A 19,700-nucleotide genomic window follows, 5' to 3' on the forward strand; every position below is an offset into this window, starting at 1 on the left:
GGCCGCGCCCGACCCGCAACTCCGGCCAAGAGGACTCAACTGGTGTACAGCACGACTATTGCAACGGCCGTACCGGCCTCCATCCCCAGCCCCGGCTGGTCCGGATTCAGCATCGGCCCGCTCACCATCCATGCCTATGCCCTGTGCATCCTGCTGGGCATCGTTGCGGCCATCTGGCTCACCCACCGCCGTTGGAAGGCCCGCGGCGGGCCGGAGGAGTTCATCTGGGACGTGGCCATCTGGGCCATCCCGTTCGGCATCGTCGGCGGCCGGCTCTACCACGTGTTCTCCTCGCCCGACGCGTACTTCGGGCCGAACGGCGACCTGGGCCTGATCCCGCAGATCTGGCGCGGCGGGCTGGGGATCTGGGGCGCCGTGGCACTGGGCCTGGTCGGTGCCTGGATCGGCTGCCGCCGGGCCGGCTTCAAGCTGCCGGCCTTCATGGACGCCGCCGCACCCGGCGTGCTGCTGGCACAGGCGATCGGCCGCTGGGGCAACTGGTTTAACCAGGAACTCTTCGGCGCTCCCACCACGCTGCCCTGGGGTCTGGAGATCGACGCCGACAACCCCAACTTCCCGGCCGACGCGGAACCGGGCACGCTGTTCCACCCCACCTTCCTCTACGAGTCGCTGTGGAACCTGGCGGGCGTGGCCCTGCTGCTGCTCCTGGACCGGCGCTTCAAGTTCCGCCGCGGCATGCTGTTCTGGCTGTACGTCGCGTTCTACACCCTCGGCCGGGTCTGGATCGAAATGCTGCGCATCGACGACGCCGAAATGATCACGATCTTCGGCATCACCCAGCGGCTGAACGTCTGGACGTCGCTGCTGCTGCTGGTCGCCGCCGTCGTGATCTTCATCGTGCTGGCGCGCCGTCCGCGGACCGCGGAGACCGACTCCCTGTACCTGCCGGGCCGCGAGCCCTCGGCAGTCGCGGCGGGGGTCGAATCCGGGCATGCCGCGGCCCGGCAGGAAAACGCCTCCAAGCACGACGGCGGACCCCGCGCCGGCGGGGCCGGATCCTCCGTGATCGCGGGGGGTAAGGCCAAAACCGCTGCCGGGACGCCCGACGCGAAGGACGGAGATCCTGCCGCAGACGAGGCTCCCGCGGCCGAGGACGGCGGGCAGCCCGCCGATGCGGCCAAGCCCGCAGCCAGCCCCGCGGATGCCGCCAAGCCCGCCGCCGCCGAGCCCGCGGATGCTGCTGCAAAGCCCGTGGATGCGGCCAAGCCCGCCGATGCTGCTGCCAAGCCCGCGGATGCCGCCAACCCCGCGGATGCCGCGGCCGGGAACGACCCGCTCGGGGCGGACAACAACCGCAGCCAGCACTAGTTTTCCCCGCGCAGCCGCCGGAACGCAGCCTCCTGACGTTCCGGCGGCCTCGTGCGCTCCGGGCTGCCGTCAACAATCCGAAAAGCGGTCGGTAAAAAACCCGAAAAGCCTGTGTTGCGGGGTCCCCGCCGTGCTATCGTCGCTCTACCGCAGAACACACTCGTTCCGTGGCCGGTCCGCCCTCACCGGCGACCCGAACACATCAGTACGCACCTCCCGGACCACCGACCGGGCGCAGGCATGCGGCGTACCGACCACACTGACGTGGATTCTCCGCCGGACAAGGCGCACCACCCAGTGCGGTCCCGGCGGCCGTGGCCGATCAACCGCACAGTTCATCCTGGCGGCCCCATCCGACCCCTGGACACCGAATGCGCTGTGCGGGGTGAGCTGGCCACAGAATCCATGGCATCACGGGCCTGCTTGCTCGAGCGGGCCCGGGCGGGGCCAGCGCCGTCCCCTTCTCACCTACATCCAGGAGAAGGAAGTTCAGATGACTCCTCCGTTCAAGGGGTCGAGTACCCCGCGCAGCCTCGGCGGCGGACACGAACGCCGGCACACCACGGTGCCCTCGCCGTTCAGTCGTTTCGCCGCCTACCCGGAGAAAACCGGACTCTACGACCCCGCCCACGAAAAGGACGCCTGCGGCCTGGCGGTGATTGCCACCCTGCGGGGCGGGCCGGGCCACCACATCGTCGACGCGGCGCTGACGGCGCTGCGCAATTTGGAACACCGCGGCGCGGTCGGCGCCGACGAAGGAACCGGCGACGGCGCCGGGTTGCTCACCCAGATCCCCGATGAATTCTTCCGCGCGGTGGTGGGCTTTGAACTGCCGGCACCCGGCCTGTATGCCGCCGGAACCGCGTTCCTGCCCAGCGACGAGTCTGAGGCGGCGGTAGCGCGGGACGGCGTGGAGGCCATCGCCGCCTCCGAGGGCCTCACAGTCCTCGGCTGGCGCGACGTCCCGGTGGTGGCCGAACTGGTCGGCGCCATGGCGCGGTCCTGCATGCCCCACTTTGCCCAGGTGTTCCTGGGCCTCGACCCGGCGGCAGCCGGCAGCAGCGATGTGGATGCCCGCGTTTTCCGCGTCCGCAAGCGCGCTCAAAACAAGTTCGGCGTGTATTTCCCGTCGCTGTCGTCCAAGACCATCGTCTACAAGGGAATGCTGACCACCGCGCAGCTGGAACCCTTCTACCCGGACCTCTCCGACCCCCGCTTCAAGACGAAACTGGGCATCGTCCACTCCCGCTTCTCCACCAACACGTTCCCCTCGTGGCCGCTGGCCCAGCCGTTCCGCACCATCGCGCACAACGGCGAGATCAATACGGTTAAGGGCAACCGCAACTGGATGCGGGCCCGCCAGTCGCAGCTGAAGGGCCCCCTGCTGGGCGACACGCCGGAAGAGCTTTTCCCGATTTGCACGCCCGGCGCCTCCGACTCCGCCTCCTTTGACGAAGTCGCCGAATTGCTGATGCTCGCGGGGCGCCCGATTACGCAAGCGATCATGATGATGATTCCCGAGGCGTGGGAGAACCACGCCACGATGGACCCCGAGCGCCGCGCCTTCTACCAGTACCACTCGATGCTGATGGAGCCGTGGGACGGACCCGCCGCCGTTTCCTTCACCGACGGCCGGCTCGTCGGCGCCGTGCTCGACCGCAACGGCCTGCGCCCGGCCCGCTACTGGGTCACTGAGGACGGGTTGGTCGTGCTGGCCTCGGAGGTCGGGGTCGTCAACATCGATCCCGCCACGGTGGTCAGGAAGGGCCGGGTCTCGCCGGGGAAGATGTTCCTGGTGGATACCGAGGCCGGCCGGCTGGTCGAGGACGAGGAGATCAAGGCCGACGTCGCGGCCGCCAACCCGTGGGGCGAATGGCTCAAGGACAACATGATCCGGCTGGAGGACCTGCCGGAACGCGAGCACGTGGTGCACACCGCCGCGTCGGTCAACCTCCGCCAGCGGACCTTCGGCTACACGCAGGAAGAGCTGCGGATCCTGCTGGGCCCGATGGCCCGCACCGGCGCCGAACCGCTGGGGGCCATGGGCACCGACACCCCGATCGCGGTGTTGTCCAAGCGCCCTCGGCTGCTGTTCGACTACTTCGTGCAGTCCTTCGCCCAGGTGACCAACCCTCCGCTGGACGCCATCCGCGAAGAACTCGTGACCTCGCTGCGTTCGTCGATCGGCCCCGACGGCAACCTGCTGGCGACCGGCCAGGTGCGCACCACCCAGGTGGCGCTGAACTTCCCCGTGATCAACAACGACGAACTGGCCAAGATCGCCGCGATGGAAGACGAGGAGGGCAGCCGCCTCGCGCTGAAGGTGAGCGGCCTCTACCGGCCCGACGGCGGCGCCGCCGAGTTGTCCGCCCGGCTGCAGGAAATCTGCGAAAAGGTCTCCGGCGCCGTCAACCGCGGCGTGAAGTTCATCGTGCTCTCGGACCGGGACTCGAACGCCCGATGGGCTCCCATCCCGTCGCTGCTGCTGACGAGCGCCGTGCACCACCACCTGCTCAAGAGCGCCAACCGGACCAAGATCTCGCTGCTGGTGGAAGCCGGCGACGTGCGCGAGGTCCACCACGTCGCCGCCCTGATCGGGTACGGCGCCTCCGCCGTCAATCCGTACCTGGCGATGGAAAGCTGCGAGGAACTGGTGCGCAACGGCGACCTCCAGGGCGTCACCGCGGCCCAGGCCGTGCAAAACCTGATCAAGGGCCTGGGCAAGGGCGTGCTGAAGATCATGTCCAAGATGGGCATATCCACCGTCCCCTCCTACTGCGGTGCCCAGACGTTCGAAGCGATCGGACTCGCCCAATCCTTGGTCGACCAGTACTTTGCCGGCACCCAGTCGCAGCTCGGCGGCGTGGGCCTGGACGTCATCGCCGCCGAGGCCGCGGCACGGCACGCCCAGGCTTACCCCGCCGACGGGATCGAAGACCCCCACCGGTCGCTCGAGAACGGCGGCGAGTATCAGTGGCGCCGCGAAGGACCGCCGCACCTGTTCAACCCGGAGACGGTGTTCCGGCTGCAGCATGCCACCCGCGAACGGCGCTACGACGTGTTCAAGGCCTACACCCGCGGCGTGGACGACCAGGCGAAGGACCTGATGACGCTCCGCGGCCTGTTGAAGTTCAAGGCCGGCGCCCGCCCGCCCGTGCCGCTGGAGGAGGTCGAACCCGTCTCGAGCATCGTCAAGCGGTTCTCCACGGGGGCCATGAGCTACGGCTCCATCTCCCAGGAGGCGCACGAGACGCTGGCCATCGCCATGAACCGGCTGGGCGGGAAATCGAACACCGGCGAGGGCGGCGAGGACGTGGACCGGCTGCTGGACCCGGAGCGCCGTTCGGCGATCAAGCAGGTGGCCTCCGGCCGGTTCGGCGTCACCAGCCTGTACCTGACCAACGCCGAGGACCTCCAGATCAAGATGGCCCAGGGAGCCAAGCCCGGCGAGGGCGGCCAGCTGATGAGCCAGAAGGTCTACCCGTGGGTGGCCCGGACCCGGCATTCGACACCGGGCGTGGGCCTGATCTCGCCCCCGCCGCACCACGACATCTACTCGATCGAGGACCTGGCGCAGCTGATCTACGACCTCAAGCGCTCCAACCCCTCGGCACGCGTGCATGTGAAGCTGGTGTCCGAAGTCGGGATCGGCACCGTGGCGGCCGGCGTGACCAAGGCGAAGGCCGACGTAGTCCTCGTCTCGGGGCACGACGGCGGCACCGGGGCGAGCCCGCTGAACTCGCTCAAACATGCCGGAGCGCCCTGGGAACTGGGGCTGGCCGAGACGCAGCAGACGCTGATGCTCAACGGCCTGCGGGACCGGGTGGTCGTGCAGGTGGACGGGCAACTGAAGAGCGGCCGCGACGTGGTGATCGCGGCGCTGCTGGGCGGCGAGGAGTTCGGCTTTGCGACGGCGCCGCTGGTGGTCTCCGGCTGCATCATGATGCGCGTCTGCCACCTGGACACCTGCCCCGTGGGGGTTGCCACGCAGAACCCGGAACTCCGCCGCCGGTTCACCGGCAAGCCCGAGTTCGTGGTGAACTTCTTCGAGTTCATTGCGGAGGAAGTGCGCGAACTGCTGGCCGGGCTGGGCTTCCGCAGCCTGGCCGAGGCCATCGGACACGCGGAGCTGCTGGACACGCGCGAAGCGGTCGACCACTGGAAGGCCGACGGCCTGGACCTGTCACCGATCCTGCGCGGCTACGGCACCGACTCCGACATTCCGCTGCGCAACATGACCACGCAGAACCACGAACTGGACAAGCACTTCGACAACCAGTTGATCGCCATGAGCTCCGACGCGCTGACCAACCGCGAACCGGTGCGGATCAGCCTGGACGTGATCAACACCGACCGGGCCGTGGGCACGATGCTCGGCCACGAAGTGACCAGGCGATTCGGCATCCAGACCCTGGCGGACGACACCATCGACGTGACGCTGACCGGCCAGGCCGGGCAGTCGCTGGGCGCCTTCCTGCCCGCCGGCATCACCCTGCGGCTGCTCGGCGACTCGAACGACTACGTCGGCAAGGGGCTCTCCGGCGGACGGATTATCGTCCGGCCGGACCGGGCCAACACGTTCGCGTCCGAACGCAACGTGATTGCGGGCAACGTCATCGGTTACGGCGCCACCAGCGGCGAGATGTTCCTGCGCGGCCAGGTGGGCGAGCGGTTCCTGGTCCGGAACTCGGGTGCCACCGCCGTCGTCGAAGGAATCGGCGACCACGGCTGCGAGTACATGACCGGGGGACTGGCCCTGGTCCTGGGCCGGACCGGCCGCAACTTCGGCGCCGGCATGTCCGGCGGCGTGGCCTACGTGCTGGACCTGGACCCGGGCATGCTGAACACGCAGAGCACCGGCAACGGCGAATTGCAGCTGCTGCGGCCGGACCCGGCGGACGAAGGGACCATCGCTTCCCTGCTGAAGAAACATGCGGAGGAGACCGGTTCCCGGCTGGCCGCGCGCCTGCTGGAGGACCTCGAAGGCACCCTGGCCCGCATCACCAAGGTGCTGCCGCGCGACTACGCGGCGGTGCTGCAAGCCCGGGCGAACGCCGAAGCCGAAGGGTTGGACCCCGACGGCGACGTTGTCTGGACCCGAATCCTGGAGGTAACCGGTGGCTGATCCACGCGGATTTATGAAAGTTCGAGAACGCCAGACCCAGCCCCGCCGCCCTGTTCCCGTGCGGATCATGGACTGGAAGGAAGTCTACGAGGCGCAGGAAAAGGGCGTGCTCCGCAGCCAGGCAGGCCGCTGCATGGACTGCGGCATCCCGTTCTGCCACCAGGGCTGTCCGCTGGCCAACCTGATCCCGGAGTGGAACGACCTGACCTGGCGCGGCAAGGACCAGGAGGCGATTGAGCGGCTGCACGCCACCAACAACTTCCCCGAATTCACCGGCCGGCTGTGCCCGGCGCCGTGTGAGGCGGCCTGCGTGCTGGGCATCAACCAGCCGGCGGTGACCATCAAGCAGGTGGAAGTGTCCGTCATCGAGGAAGCCTTCGACCAGGGCTGGGTGACTCCGCACGCGCCGGAGCGGCTGACCGGTCACACGATCGCGATCGTCGGATCCGGCCCCGCGGGGCTGGCCACGGCGCAGCAGCTGACGCGAGCGGGCCACACCGTGGCGGTGTACGAGCGCGACGACAAGGTGGGCGGTTTGCTGCGGTACGGCATTCCCGACTTCAAGATGGAGAAGCACTACTTGGACCGCCGGCTGGAGCAGATGCGGGCCGAGGGCACGCGCTTCCGCACCGGCATCGAGGCGGGCAAGGACATCAGCTGGGATCAGCTGCGCCGCCGCTACGACGCCGTGGTGATCGCGACCGGTGCCACCGTGCCGCGGGACCTGCCGATCCCCGGGCGCGGGCTGTCCGGCGTGCACTTCGCCATGGACTACCTGGTGCAGGCCAACCGGGTGGTGGCCGGCGAGGCGGTCCCGGACCAGATCGACGCCCGGGGCAAGCACGTGGTGATCCTGGGCGGCGGCGACACCGGCGCGGACTGCCTCGGCACCGCGCACCGGCAGCAGGCGGCCTCGGTGACCACCCTGGCCATCGGCAAGCAGCCGCCGGCCCAGCGTGCGTCGCACCAGCCGTGGCCGACGTTCCCCGCGCTGTTCGAAGTGGCCAGCGCCCACGAGGAAGGCGGCGAGCGGACCTACCTCGCCTCCACCGTGGAGTTCGTGGGCGAGAACGGCGTGCTCACGGCGCTGAAGGTCGCCGAGACCGAGTTCGTGGACGGCAGGCGGGTGCCCAAGCCCGGCACGGAGCGGGAAATCCCGGCGGACCTGGTGTTCCTGTCCCTGGGCTTCACCGGTCCGGAGCACGCCGGGATCGACGCGCAGGTCAACGCTACCTTCGACGAGCGCGGGAACGTCGCCCGCGACGGCGGCTACATGACCGGCGCCGAGGGCATCTTCGTCGCCGGCGACGCCGGGCGCGGACAGTCCTTGATCGTGTGGGCGATCGCCGAGGGGCGCGCCTGCGCGGCCGCCGTCGACCGGTGGTTGACCGGTACCACGCGGCTGCCGGCGCCGGTGGCCCCGGAAGACCGTGCGATCGCGGTGCTGCCCTAGCGGCGGCAGGCCTGCGCGATGGCCGCATTCTGATTAGGGTAGGGATATGAGACGCGCAAAAATCGTTGCAACCTTCGGCCCTGCCATCGCCAGTTACGAGAGCACCTTGGCCGTCCTCCAGGCGGGCGTGGACGTGGCCCGGATGAACATGAGCCACGGCGACTACCGCGTGCATCAGCAGACCTACGACAACGTCCGCAAGGCGTCGGCCGAACTGTCCAAGCCGGTGGGCATCTTCGCCGACCTGCAGGGCCCCAAGATCCGCCTGGGGCGCTTCGTGAACGGCCCCCACCACCTGGCGGTGGGGGACCGCTTCACGATCACCACCGAGGACGTGGAGGGAACCGCCGAGCAGTGCTCGACCACGCACAAGGGCTTGCCGGGCGACGTCAAGGTGGGCGACTCCCTGCTCATCGACGACGGCAAGGTGGCGCTGAAGGCCATCGAGGTCGACGACGTCAAGGTGGTCACGGAAGTCACCGTGGCGGGTGCGGTGTCCAATAACAAGGGCATCAACCTGCCCGGCGTCGCGGTCAACGTCCCGGCCCTGAGCGAGAAGGACGAGGAAGACCTGCGTTGGGCGCTCAAGACCGGCGTCGACATGGTGGCCCTGTCCTTCGTGCGCAACGCCGGCGACGTCCGGCGGGTCCACGAGATCATGGACGAGGAGGGACGCCGCGCCCCGGTGATCGCCAAGATCGAGAAGCCGCAGGCCGTGGACGCCATCGAAGAGATCATCGACGCGTTCGACGCCATCATGATCGCCCGCGGCGACCTGGGGGTGGAGTTGCCGCTGGAGGACGTTCCGCTGGTGCAGAAGCGCGCCGTCGAACTCGCCCGCCGCTGGGCGAAACCGGTGATCGTGGCCACCCAGGTGCTCGAGTCGATGATCGACAACCCGCGGCCCACCCGGGCCGAGGCATCGGACTGCGCCAACGCCGTGCTCGACGGTGCGGACGCGGTCATGCTCTCGGGCGAAACCAGTGTGGGCAAGTACCCGCTGGAGACGGTCCGGACCATGGCCCGGATCATCGAGTCCACCGAGCAGCACGGGCTGGACCGCATTCAGCCGCTGGGCAGCCAGCCGAAGACCCGCGGCGGCGCCATCACCCGGGCGGCCGTGCAGATCGCCGACCAGCTCGACGCCAAGTACATCTGCGCGTTCACCCAGTCCGGCGACTCGGCCCGCCGGCTCAGCCGGCTGCGCCCCGGACGGCCGGTCTTCGCGTTCACCCCGCTCCAGTCCACCCTGAACGTGCTGTCGCTGACCTGGGGCATCCAGCCGCTGGTCGTGGAGTTCGTCGAGCACACGGACCAGATGACCGCCCAGGTGGACCGGATCCTCTACGAGCGCGGGCTGGTCGAGATCGACGACCTGGTCGTCATCGCCGCCGGTTCGCCCCCGGGCAAGGCCGGTTCCACCAACTCCCTGAAGGTGCACCGGGTGGGCGACCTAGCGGACGCCGGCGAACTGCTGGACGGCCAGCCGCACCCCCGGCCCGAGCGGGTCGGCCCCTGGCCGTCGTCGTAGGCGAAGGGCCGCTGCAGGCCAAGGACAGCAAAACGGCCTCCGGATCATTCCGGAGGCCGTTCGCGTTGCCTTGGTTCGACGTTCCCGCTGCCTAGTTCGCCGTTCCCGTTGCCTTAGTTCACCTGGTTGATGATCGTCTCGGCGACCTCGCGCATGCTCAGCCGGCGGTCCATCGACGTCTTTTGGATCCAGCGGAACGCTTCGGGCTCGGTCAGGCCCATCTTGGTGATGAGCAGGCTCTTGGCCCGCTCCACGAGCTTCCGGGTCTCGAACTGCTCCTGCAGGTCGGATACCTCGGATTCCAGGGCGGCGATCTCTTCGTGTCGGGAGAGCGCGATCTCGATGGCCGGAATCAGGTCCGCGGGCGTGAAGGGCTTCACCACGTACGCCATCGCACCGGCGTCGCGGGCGCGCTCCACCAGCTCCTTCTGACTGAACGCCGTCAGCAGGACCACGGGGGCAATGCGTGCCTTGACGATCTGTTCCGCGGCCGAGATGCCGTCCATCACGGGCATCTTCACATCCATGAGGACCAGGTCCGGCTTCAGTTCCTGGGCGAGTTCCACGGCCTTTTCGCCGTTGTCGGCTTCGCCAACGACGTCGTAGCCCTCGCCCCTCAAAATTTCGACGATATCCAGGCGGATCAGTGTCTCGTCCTCCGCGACGACGACGCGGCGAGCGGGGACAGACTCGGTTTGTTCAGACACTGGCGCTCCTAGAGTGTTGCGTTGCCATTGGCATGGCGTCGGTTCCGTGAAATAGCCTATCGGCATGTAGAGTAGATTCGCGCACCGGGCAGCATGACGGTTTTCACAGTTGGAGACCGGCTCCGCGACCGGCGCAGGCCCGAGTGGCGGAATGGCAGACGCACCGCACTCAAAATGCGGCGGGTAAAACCGTGTGGGTTCGAATCCCACCTCGGGCACAAAAGGCTCCCTTCGGGGGGCCTTCGTGTTTAACCCGCGGCCACGCCCTTGCCGCTGCGCCCCTTCCGGGTGTCGAATCTGTTAAGAGCAGGTGAGTGCGCAGGACGACGATGCCTACGACGCCAGGAGGCGCTCATGTCGGGGAAATCGGCCAACGGGTTGGCGAAGGGTTCTGGACGCAGCGCCGATCTGCGCCGGGCGGAGGTCTCCGCCGCGGCAACGGTGTCCCGGCCGGAGCAGATCCGCAACGTGGTGCTGGTGGGCCACTCGGGTGCCGGGAAGACCATGCTCGCGGAGGCCCTGTTGCTGGCGGCGGGGGCCACGAACCGGATGGGTTCGATCGTCGACGGCACCACCGTCAGCGACTCGGATCCCTCCGAGATCCATCAGCAGCGTTCCGTCGTGCTCTCCGTCCTCCCCTTGATGTACGACGACGTCAAAATCAACCTCCTGGACACGCCGGGCTACTCGGACTTCACCGGCGAGCTGCGGGCCGGTCTTCGCGCCGCCGACGCTGCCCTGTTCGTCGTGTCCGCCGTGGACGGGATCGATGCCGCGACCACCGCGCTGTGGACCGAATGCGAGAGCGTCGGGATGCCGAGGGCGGTGGCCATCAGCCGGCTGGACCACCCGCGGGCCGACTTCGAAGCGGCGCTGGCCGGCTGCCGCGGCGCCTTCGGCGAGTCCGTGCAGCCGCTGTACCTGCCGGTGCGGAGCGGGGCGGACCTGACGGGGCTGCACGCACTGCTGTCCGGCACCGTGTCGGATTACAGTGCCGGGGAACGAAAGCCCGCCGTCCGCCCCGCGGAAGCCGGGGAGCTCGCGGGGGCCGAGGAGGCCCGCAGCGCCCTGATCGAAGGCATCATTGCCGAGAGCGAGGACGAGTCCCTGATGGACCGCTACCTCGGCGGCGAGGAGATCGGCCTCGATGTGCTGTTCTCCGACCTGGAAACCGCCGTCGCGCGCGGATCCTTCTACCCGGTGCTGGCCACCTCCTCGGAAACCGGGCTGGGCATCGCGGAGCTGCTGGACATGCTCAAGCGGGCGTTCCCGTCCCCGCTCGAGCGCCCGCTGCCGGCGGCGACGGGACTCTACGGATCGCGCAGCACCCCGCTGCGCTGCGATCCCGACGGACCGCTCGCCGGCGAAGTGATCCGCACGACCACCGACCCGTTCCTGGGCCGGGTCTCCCTGGTCCGGATTTTTTCGGGCACCCTGCGGGACGACTCCGCCATCCACGTGTCCGGACACGGGCTCGCCGACCGGGGCCACGCCGACCACGACAGCGACGAACGGGTCACGCATCTGCACGCCCCGCTCGCTTCGACCCTGCGGTCGGTGTCCTTGTGCATCGCCGGCGACATCTGCGCGTTGACGAAGATCGGCACCGCCGAGACCGGCGACACGGTGTCGTCCCGGGAGCAGCCGATGCTCATCCAACCCTGGGAGATGCCGGAACCGCTGTTGCCCGTCGCGGTGGAGGCGGCCACCCGCAACGACGAGGCCGCCCTGGCGAAGAGCCTTGCCAAGGTGGCCGCGGGCGACCCGACCCTGCGGGTGGAGCGGCATGAGGAGACACACCAACTGATCCTGTGGTGCATGGGCGAATCGCACGCCGAGGTGGTGCTCGACCGGCTGCGCGGGCAGGGCGTGAATGTTCAAACGGTCGACGTCGTCACGCCCCTGCGGGAGACGTTCGCGGCCGGGGCCGCCGGACGCGGACGCTACGTCAAGCAATCCGGCGGGCACGGCCAATTCGCCATTTGCGATATCGAGGTGGAACCGCTTCCGCGGGGCGCCGGATTTGCATTCGTGGACAAGATCGTCGGCGGCATCATCCCGGGGCCCTACATCGCGTCCGTCGAGAAGGGTGTCCGGGCGCAGATGGAAAAAGGCGTCTCCGCCGGATTCCCCGTCGTCGACATCCGCGTGACACTGGTCGGCGGCAAGACCCACAGCGTCGATTCCTCCGACGCGGCCTTCCAATCCGCGGGTGCCCTGGCCTTGCGGGAAGCCGCTGCGGCGGCGCGCATCCAGTTGCTCGAGCCGGTCTCCGCCGTGACGATCACGGTGCCCGACGACTACGTGGGAACGGTGATGAGCGACCTGTCCGCCCGGCGGGGACGGTTGACCGGATCGGATTCGGCCGGCGGGGACCTCACCGAAATCAGCGCCGAAGTCCCGGACCACGAATTGCTGCGCTACGCCATCGACCTTCGTGCCCTGACCGGCGGCACCGGGCGTTTCCGGCGCGCCTACCTGCGGCACGACCCGGTGCCTTCGACAGCGGCGAGCGGGGTGGGGCAGCGGTAAGGTCTTCGGTCGGAACGGGCCCGGTCACCCGCTAGAGCGGAGGACGCGGGCGAGTTTCCCCAAGGCATCCGCCCAGCCGGCCCGGTGCAGGCCGAGACGTTCCTCGGTGGCGAACCCGCCCTGCCGGAGGGCGAGGCGGGTGCCGCCCTCCGAGGGTTCGAGCGAGAGCGTGACCACGGTTTCGCGGTCATCGGGCGCAGGCTCCTCCCACCGGAAGGTGTAGGCGAGGCGGCGCGGAGGGACGATTTCGAGAAACTCACCGGCGAGGTGGAAGGGCGGGCCGTCGGGTGGTTTCATGGTCAGCCGGTAGGTGCCGCCCGGCCTGGCGTCGAGCACGGCCTCGGGTGTTGTGAAACCTTCGGGACCCCACCATATGGCCAGCTCGCGCGCGTCCGTCAGCATGCGGAAAACCATGTCGCACGGCGCGGCCAGGACCGCCTCCAGTTCCAGCACGAAGCCGCCGGGTTGCTCGTTCATCGGACGCGGCCCCTTTCGGCACGGACCCGCAGCAGGAGGCGTACGGCCGCCGGCCCGACCATCGTAGTCCAGCGGTCCGGCCCCCGGGTAGGAGCCCTGCACGGGGGTCGACACCGGTCATGGACATCCCCTGATGCCGGTGGGAGCATGGCTGTATTCGCGCCCCGGCCGCACGGCCCCGGCGGGAGGCAGCGGCTGGAGGAATCATGCCAGGGCCCGATCTCGAACGTGTTGCCGAGCGTTACCACAGCGCGCTGGACGCGTTCGTCCAAGGAAACCCCGATTTGGCGAAGGACCTGTTTTCGCGGCAGGAGGAGGTCACACTTGCCAATCCGCTGGGTCCGCCTGCCCGTGGCTGGGCGGAGGTCGAGGCGGCCATGGACCGGGCGGTATCGCATTTCAGGGAGGGCGAGCCGATCCGGTTTGAGCGGATTTCCACCTATGTCGCGACCGATCTGGCCTACATCGTCGAAATAGAGCGGACCAGGGTGAAGGTCAGCGTGTCCGACGCGGCGTCCCCGATCTCGTTGCGGGTCACGACGATTTTCCGGATGGAGGACGGCACCTGGAAGATTATCCACCGTCACGCCGATCCCATCACCTCCCCGCGGACCATCGACTCGATCGTCGAGCAGTAGCCGGCAGCCAGCCGGGGGTCCAGCACCGCGGGCCATCGACTCCATCGCGGGGCACTGGCCGGCAGCCGGCCGGCGGTCAGGCGCCGCCGACCCTCGAGCGGAGGAATCCGGCAGCGGGGCCGGCGAGCGATGCCCCAATTTCCGCCGCCCCTCGTTTCCTGCCCTTGACGTCGAAGGAATGGTCGCCGCCTTCCTGCCAGGCGAGCACGGCGTTCGGGCCGATGCGTCCGACGACGGACTCGAGCAGTTCCGGGGTTGCGAAGGTATCGCGGGTGCCCTGCAGGAACAGCATGGGCAGGGTGAGCCCATACAGGTGCTCGTCGCGCAGCTTGTCCGGTTTCCCCGGCGGGTGCAGCGGATAGCCCAGGTACACGAGGCCGGCGGCCGGCATGCCCTCCGCCACGGCCATCGACGCCATGCGGCCGCCGAAGGATTTGCCGGCCGCCCACAGCGGTTCACCTTCGGACCGCGCTGCCGCTTCCCGCATGGCCGAACGCCACGCCACGATGGCAGCCGGCGGGCGGTCCGGAAACTTCCTGCCGGCTTCCCGGTAGGGGAAGTTGAAACGCAAGGTGGCTACGCCGTCGTCGTTCAAGGCGCGGGTGAAACCGGACAGGAACGGGTGGTCCATGCCCGCGCCGGCCCCGTGGGCCACCACCAGCGTGGCGAACGCGGACTCGGGGCGGGCGTAGACACCGGAGACGGTGGTGTCGCCGACCTCGATGGTCATGGGGGACTCGGTGATAGGCATGCTCCCATCATGCCCTCGCCAGAAGCGACGTGCGTGTGTTTAGGTGTTCCCATGGCCAGCGAACAGACAACGCTGACGGTCGACGGACCGCATGGCGAGCGCGAGGTGCGCATTTCCAGCCCGAGCCGGGTGATGTGGCCCGACCTGGGGATCACCAAACTGGATCTGGCGCGCTACATCGCGGAGGTTGGCGAGGCCTTCGTCCGCGCCAACGGCGACCGGCCGGTGTCGTTGCAACGGTTTTCGAACGGGATCGACGGCGAGCAGTTCTTCTCCAAGAATCCGCCCAAGGGTGCGCCCGACTTCGTGCGGTCGGTGATGGTGGTGTATCCGAGCGCCCGGTCGCACCCGCAACTGGTCCTCGACGAGCCCGCCGCCGCGGTGTGGGCGGTGCAGATGAACACCGTGGTATTCCACCCGTGGCCGTCGCGCGCGGGGAACTCCGACAACCCGGACCAGCTGCGCATCGACCTGGATCCGCAGCCGGGGACCTCGTTCGACGACGCCATCCCGGTGGCGATCGAACTGAGGTCGGTGCTGGCGGAGGCCGGACTTAACGCGTTCATCAAAACCTCCGGAAACCGGGGGCTGCACATGTTCGCGCCGATCGAGCCGACGCACGAATTCCTGGACGTACGCCACGCCGTCATCGCGGCGGCGCGGGAGATCGAGCGGCGGATGCCGAAACAGGTGACGACGTCGTGGTGGAAGGAGGAGCGCGGGGAGCGGATCTTCGTGGACTTCAACCAGGCCAACCGCGACCGGACCATGGCGGGTGCCTACAGCCCGCGGGCCCTGCCGAACGCGGCGGTGTCCTGCCCCATCGAATGGGACGAACTCGAAACGGCCGACCCGAAGAAGTTCACGATCGCCACGGTTCCGGACAGGCTGAAGACAACCGGCGACCCGTGGGCCCGCATGCATGATGAGCCGGGCAAGATCGACGTTCTGCTCCAGTGGTGGGAACGCGACCTCGCCGCGGGTCTGGGGGAGATGCCCTTCCCGCCCGACTACCCGAAGATGCCGGGCGAGCCGCCGCGGGTGCAGCCCAGCCGGGCGCGCAAGAAGGATTAGCGGGGCGGAACCGGGCGGCGGCGGGCCGTGCAGCCGGGGGCGGCCAGTACCGCCCTCACCGCAACCCCAGGCCTATTCGAACCGGGACGGGTCGCCGGCTCCGTGACGAACCACCTCGGCGGTGCCGCCGGAAAAGTCGACGACGGTGGACGGCTCGGACCCGCAGTCGCCGCCATCCACCACGGCGTCCACTACATGGTCGAGCCGGTCCTTGATCTCCCAGCCCTGGGTCAGCGGTTCCTCCTCGTCGGGCAACAGCAGGGTGCTGGAGAGCAGCGGCTCGCCCAGCTCCGCCAGGATTGCCTGCGCGACGTTGTTTGCCGGAATGCGGACGCCCACGGTCTTCTTCTTCGGATGCATTAGCCGGCGGGGAACCTCTGCGGTGGCCGGCAGAATGAAGGTGTAGCTTCCCGGGGTCACGGCCTTGATGCTGCGGAAAACGTTGTTGTCGACGTGCACGAACTGGCCCAGCTGGGCGAAGTCCTTGCAGACCAGGGTGAAGTGGTGCTTGTTGTCGAGCCGGCGGATCGTCCGGATCCGTTCCAGGGCGTCCTTGTTGCCCAGTTGCGCGCCGAAGGCATAACAAGAGTCGGTCGGGTACACGATCAGCGCGTTCGACCGGACAAGGTCAACAATCTGGCCGATCGAGCGCTGCTGGGGATCCTGGGGGTGTACGTCGAAGTATCTCGCCATTCCCCGAGCTTACGGCCACGGGCGCGGTTGATGCATGAGCGTCGCCTCCTGTGCGGGCGTCGGCCTCAGGAAGGGACCGACTGGTCCATCCACCACTCGGTGAAGTGGGTTGCCCGGCCCTCGCCATTCAAACGGATCACCCACAAATTGCTGTAGGTGCGTCCGTCCCGGTAGGCAGTCGTTCCCTCGACCACGGAGACGTCGTCGGTCACGGCGACTTCGTGCCACTCGAAGGTCGCAGCTCCTGGCTCGTCCTTGCGGGCCAGCCACTGCTGGACAATGCTGTCCCGGCCACGCCACGGGTCCGTCCACGGCTCCGGCCGGTACTCGGCGTCGTCGGTAAACAAGGCTCCGATCTGATCCGGGTCATTGGTCTCCCAGGCCTGCCGGTAGGCCCCGATCCACGCCGCCGTCTTCGCATCCATCCCACCGTTGTACTGCGGCGGCCGCGGGTCGACAACCCCCGCGTCTCCCGCGGGGCGCATGCGGTCCGACTACGCCGCATCTCCCGCGGAGCGCATGCCACGCTTCCGCTGGTTCGACCCGCTGGCTAGCATGGGGCCCATGGCCCGGACTATCTACTACGTCGGCAGCTCGGTGGATGGGTATATCGCCGACCGCAGCAACAAGCTCGACTGGCTCACGCAGTTCAACGACGCCGCCGGCGTCCAGGACAGCTTCGAAACCTTCATGCAGCGCATTGGGTCCATCGTCATGGGCTCTGAGACGTACAAGTTCGTGCTGGAAGAGGCACCGGAGGAATGGCCCTACGGCTCAACACCCACGTGGGTCTTCACGCATCACGAACTGCCAGGCATCCCCGGAGCAGACATCACGTTTGTGCGAGGCGAGGTGGGTATCTTCCACCATGACATCTGCGCCGACGCCGGCGAGAAAGACGTGTGGTTGGTCGGCGGCGGGCAACTTGCGGCACAGTACGCGTCGGCCGGCCTGCTGGACGAACTCATCCTGACCTTGGTGCCGGTAATGCTGGGCGGCGGACAACCGCTGCTACCGGTCCCCAGCACGACGGCGCCGGCCCGGCTTCGCGGCAGCCGCATCTTGGGCGACTTGGTAGAGATGCACTACGACCTCAATCCGGTGGCGGTCTAGCCACACCGGAAAGGCCCCTTGCGCGTCCTCCTTGCGTGGGGCCGTCTCTGCCTTCGGACCACGTGGCCCAAGCCGTAACGTCCGCCGTGGCCGCGCGGACCGGCCCCGCGTTCTCCCCCTGCGTTCCTCCACCCCGCGGTGCGCCTGCACCGTTCTCCTTGCATGGCCACACCGTGCTGTCAGGCCCCGCGATGCGCCGCTGCGGTCCTCCAGCCTCGCAGTCCGACTGAACCTGCGTCCTCCGAAACTGTCAGTGGCGGCGGATAGTCTGTTTTCAGTAGCAGTTCAGCACCATCGTTGGCCGCCGGGCAGTGGGTTTGCCGGTGGCGTCTGCGGATCCGTCCAGGGTTCGTGACCGCTCGTAGTCGAGGCCATGCAGTACGCATGCTGAAGATTGAGACGCTCAGATGTTTGACCCGGCCATACCCGAACCTCCCGCCGCAGCAGGGCTTGCTCCAAGATCGTCTGCCGGCAGCGGTTCGAGGCGGGACCCCGGACCGGACTCCGCACCGGTGGATTCAGCCGCCGTTCGCGCTGCGGCTGCCGCCCTCGAGGGCATCGACGTGGGTGCGCCGGAGCGGGAACTGGTGGAGGAGCTTACGGCGTTGGAGGGTTTGAAGGCTGCCGCCGCTGCCGCGCAGGCCAAGGTGCAGGTCGCTTTGGAGGAATCGGTGCGTGCCCGCCGTGCCGCCGCCGGGATCCCGAAAGACCGGCAGGGCGCCGGGGTGGCCGCCCAGATCGGGTTGGCCAGGCGCGAGTCCCCGCACCGTGCCGCGGTCCTGCTGAACCTGTCCCGGACCCTGGTCGCACAGATGCCGCACACCCTGGCCGCCCTCGCCGCGGGGAGCCTGAACGAATACCGGGCCGAGATCCTGGCCCAGGAAACCGGCTGCCTGTCCCCGGAGCACCGCGCCCGCGTGGACCGGGAGCTGGCCGGCAACCGGGACCGGCTGCAAGGGCTCGGGAACCGGGCGCTGCGGGCCGAAGCCAAACGCATCGCCTACCGGCTCGATCCCCGCTCCGTGGTGGACCGGGCCGCAAAGGCCGAAGCGGACCGGCATGTGTCCTCCCGGCCCGAGCCCGACACCATGGTCTCGGTCCGGACCCTGCTGCCGGTCGTCCAGGGGGTGGCGGTGATGGCCGCCCTGCACCGGGAAGCGGACCGGCTGCGCAGCATGGGCGACCCCCGGTCGCGGGGCCAGCTGATGGCCGACACCGTGTTCGAACGCGTCACCGGGCGCAGCACCGCCGACCCGGCCCGGCTGGAAATCCAGCTGGTGATGACCGACCGCACCCTGCTCCACGGCCAGAACGAACCGGCCTGGCTGACCGGGCACGGCATCGTCCCGGCCCGCTACGCCCGCAACCTCACCCGCCCGCCACAAGAACCGCCGGCACCGGCACAACCACCGACAAAACCACCGGCAACTACCACTGGGGGCAGCCCGCCCGGCCGGAACGCTGCCGGCCCAGGCCCCCAGGACAGCGGGTCACCGGCAGCAGGACGAATCGACGGCAGCCCGCCGGGCGGGACCGGGCAGAAGGCGCCGCCGGGTGGGGCTGGGCAGAAGGCGCCGCCGGCCGGGACCGAACCGGGGTGGAAGACCGCCCGCGAGCAGGCCCAACGCAACAAGGTGTTGCAACAGGCCACCGTGGAAGACATCTGGGTCCGCCGCCTCTACACCAGCCCGGGGACCGGGCAGCTGTTGGGGATGGACTCGGCCGCACGGAAGTTCCCCGACGGGATGCGCCGGATGATCCACGCCCGCGACGCGGTCTGCGCCAGGCCCTGGTGCGACGCCCCGATCCGGCACATCGACCACATCCTGCCCTGGTCACAAGGCGGCAAAACCACCATGGCCAACGGCCAGGGACTGTGCGAACAATGCAACCAGTCAAAGGAAGCCGAAGGCTGGTCCAGCCGCCCTATTGAGGGACCACACCACAGGGTCGAAACCACCACGCCCACCGGACACACCTACACCTCCACCCCGCCACCACTACCAGGCACGCCGCCAACCGGGGCGTCAGGGTACGGTCTGGCCAGAACCGGGGGGCGGCCGGCAAGCGCACCGACGTCGGCACAAGGGACGGCTCACCCATCCTTGGCGGCGAGCGCCGAAATCATCCACCGCGCTTTGGCCGCTGCCGCGACTAACAGCGGGGACGACGCCGACGACGGCGCCCGGCTGGGCGCGTGCGCTGCCGGCGGTTGGGCAGTAGTGAAAATCCCGAGGGACAAGCTCGCCCCGTCGGCCGCCTAAACAATCAGCGCAA

At 68.8% G+C, this 19,700-nt stretch carries 14 protein-coding genes and 1 tRNA gene; 10 read left to right on the plus strand and 5 right to left on the minus strand.

Going from position 1 to position 19,700, the window contains the following annotated elements:
* Nucleotides 1-42 precede the first annotated feature (42 nt).
* From lgt to pyk, 4 genes are all read left to right on the plus strand, one after another.
* Nucleotides 43-1,329 (plus strand): prolipoprotein diacylglyceryl transferase, encoded by a 1,287-nt coding sequence (gene lgt / locus AC5RVZ_RS21610; RefSeq protein ID WP_494067719.1) that lies wholly within the window; start codon nucleotides 43-45, stop codon nucleotides 1,327-1,329.
* A gap of 493 nt (nucleotides 1,330-1,822) precedes the next feature.
* Nucleotides 1,823-6,454, plus strand: coding sequence for a glutamate synthase large subunit (gene gltB, locus AC5RVZ_RS21615; protein ID WP_494067720.1), 4,632 nt, complete (start codon nucleotides 1,823-1,825; stop codon nucleotides 6,452-6,454).
* Entirely contained in the window at nucleotides 6,447-7,907 is a 1,461-nt protein-coding gene (locus AC5RVZ_RS21620; protein WP_494067721.1) for a glutamate synthase subunit beta, read from the plus strand. The genes gltB and AC5RVZ_RS21620 overlap by 8 nt, the downstream gene beginning before the upstream one ends.
* A gap of 46 nt (nucleotides 7,908-7,953) precedes the next feature.
* Nucleotides 7,954-9,438 (plus strand): pyruvate kinase, encoded by a 1,485-nt coding sequence (gene pyk, locus AC5RVZ_RS21625; protein WP_494067722.1) that lies wholly within the window; start codon nucleotides 7,954-7,956, stop codon nucleotides 9,436-9,438.
* Nucleotides 9,439-9,551: 113 nt separating this feature from the next.
* Here the strand turns inward: pyk and AC5RVZ_RS21630 are convergent, their stop codons facing one another.
* Entirely contained in the window at nucleotides 9,552-10,145 is a 594-nt protein-coding gene (locus AC5RVZ_RS21630; protein WP_493977830.1) for an ANTAR domain-containing response regulator, read from the minus strand.
* Nucleotides 10,146-10,282: 137 nt separating this feature from the next.
* Between AC5RVZ_RS21630 and AC5RVZ_RS21635 the strand changes: the two genes are divergently transcribed.
* Nucleotides 10,283-10,363, plus strand: a tRNA-Leu gene (locus AC5RVZ_RS21635).
* Nucleotides 10,364-10,499: 136 nt separating this feature from the next.
* Nucleotides 10,500-12,677 carry an elongation factor G-like protein EF-G2 gene (locus AC5RVZ_RS21640; RefSeq protein ID WP_494067723.1) on the plus strand — a complete coding sequence of 726 codons (2,178 nt, stop codon included), beginning with the start codon at nucleotides 10,500-10,502 and terminating at the stop codon, nucleotides 12,675-12,677.
* 24 nt (nucleotides 12,678-12,701) lie between these two features.
* Here the strand turns inward: AC5RVZ_RS21640 and AC5RVZ_RS21645 are convergent, their stop codons facing one another.
* The gene (locus tag AC5RVZ_RS21645) at nucleotides 12,702-13,154 is read right to left on the minus strand and encodes an SRPBCC family protein (RefSeq protein ID WP_494067724.1); all 453 of its coding nucleotides are present in this window, start codon (nucleotides 13,152-13,154) and stop codon (nucleotides 12,702-12,704) included.
* Between the two features lie 206 nt (nucleotides 13,155-13,360).
* Between AC5RVZ_RS21645 and AC5RVZ_RS21650 the strand changes: the two genes are divergently transcribed.
* Entirely contained in the window at nucleotides 13,361-13,792 is a 432-nt protein-coding gene (locus AC5RVZ_RS21650; protein WP_494067725.1) for a YybH family protein, read from the plus strand.
* Between the two features lie 76 nt (nucleotides 13,793-13,868).
* Here AC5RVZ_RS21650 and AC5RVZ_RS21655 read toward each other — a convergent pair whose 3' ends face one another.
* Complete coding sequence (locus AC5RVZ_RS21655) at nucleotides 13,869-14,543, minus strand: alpha/beta hydrolase family protein (RefSeq protein WP_494067726.1); 675 nt, start codon at nucleotides 14,541-14,543, stop codon at nucleotides 13,869-13,871.
* Between the two features lie 51 nt (nucleotides 14,544-14,594).
* Between AC5RVZ_RS21655 and ligD the strand changes: the two genes are divergently transcribed.
* Nucleotides 14,595-15,617, plus strand: coding sequence for a non-homologous end-joining DNA ligase (gene ligD, locus AC5RVZ_RS21660; protein WP_494067727.1), 1,023 nt, complete (start codon nucleotides 14,595-14,597; stop codon nucleotides 15,615-15,617).
* 72 nt (nucleotides 15,618-15,689) lie between these two features.
* On the opposite strand, the gene AC5RVZ_RS21665 is transcribed toward ligD, so the two are convergent.
* Nucleotides 15,690-16,310 (minus strand): L-threonylcarbamoyladenylate synthase, encoded by a 621-nt coding sequence (locus AC5RVZ_RS21665; RefSeq protein ID WP_494067728.1) that lies wholly within the window; start codon nucleotides 16,308-16,310, stop codon nucleotides 15,690-15,692.
* 65 nt (nucleotides 16,311-16,375) lie between these two features.
* Nucleotides 16,376-16,735 (minus strand): nuclear transport factor 2 family protein, encoded by a 360-nt coding sequence (locus AC5RVZ_RS21670; RefSeq protein ID WP_494067729.1) that lies wholly within the window; start codon nucleotides 16,733-16,735, stop codon nucleotides 16,376-16,378.
* 139 nt (nucleotides 16,736-16,874) lie between these two features.
* Between AC5RVZ_RS21670 and AC5RVZ_RS21675 the strand changes: the two genes are divergently transcribed.
* Entirely contained in the window at nucleotides 16,875-17,423 is a 549-nt protein-coding gene (locus AC5RVZ_RS21675) for a dihydrofolate reductase family protein (RefSeq protein ID WP_494067730.1), read from the plus strand.
* A gap of 512 nt (nucleotides 17,424-17,935) precedes the next feature.
* A complete protein-coding gene (locus tag AC5RVZ_RS21680; protein WP_494067731.1) occupies nucleotides 17,936-19,687 on the plus strand; it encodes an HNH endonuclease in 1,752 nt (583 codons plus the stop codon).
* Nucleotides 19,688-19,700: the final 13 nt, after the last annotated feature.

The organism is Arthrobacter sp. Cza30 (assembly GCF_059090765.1).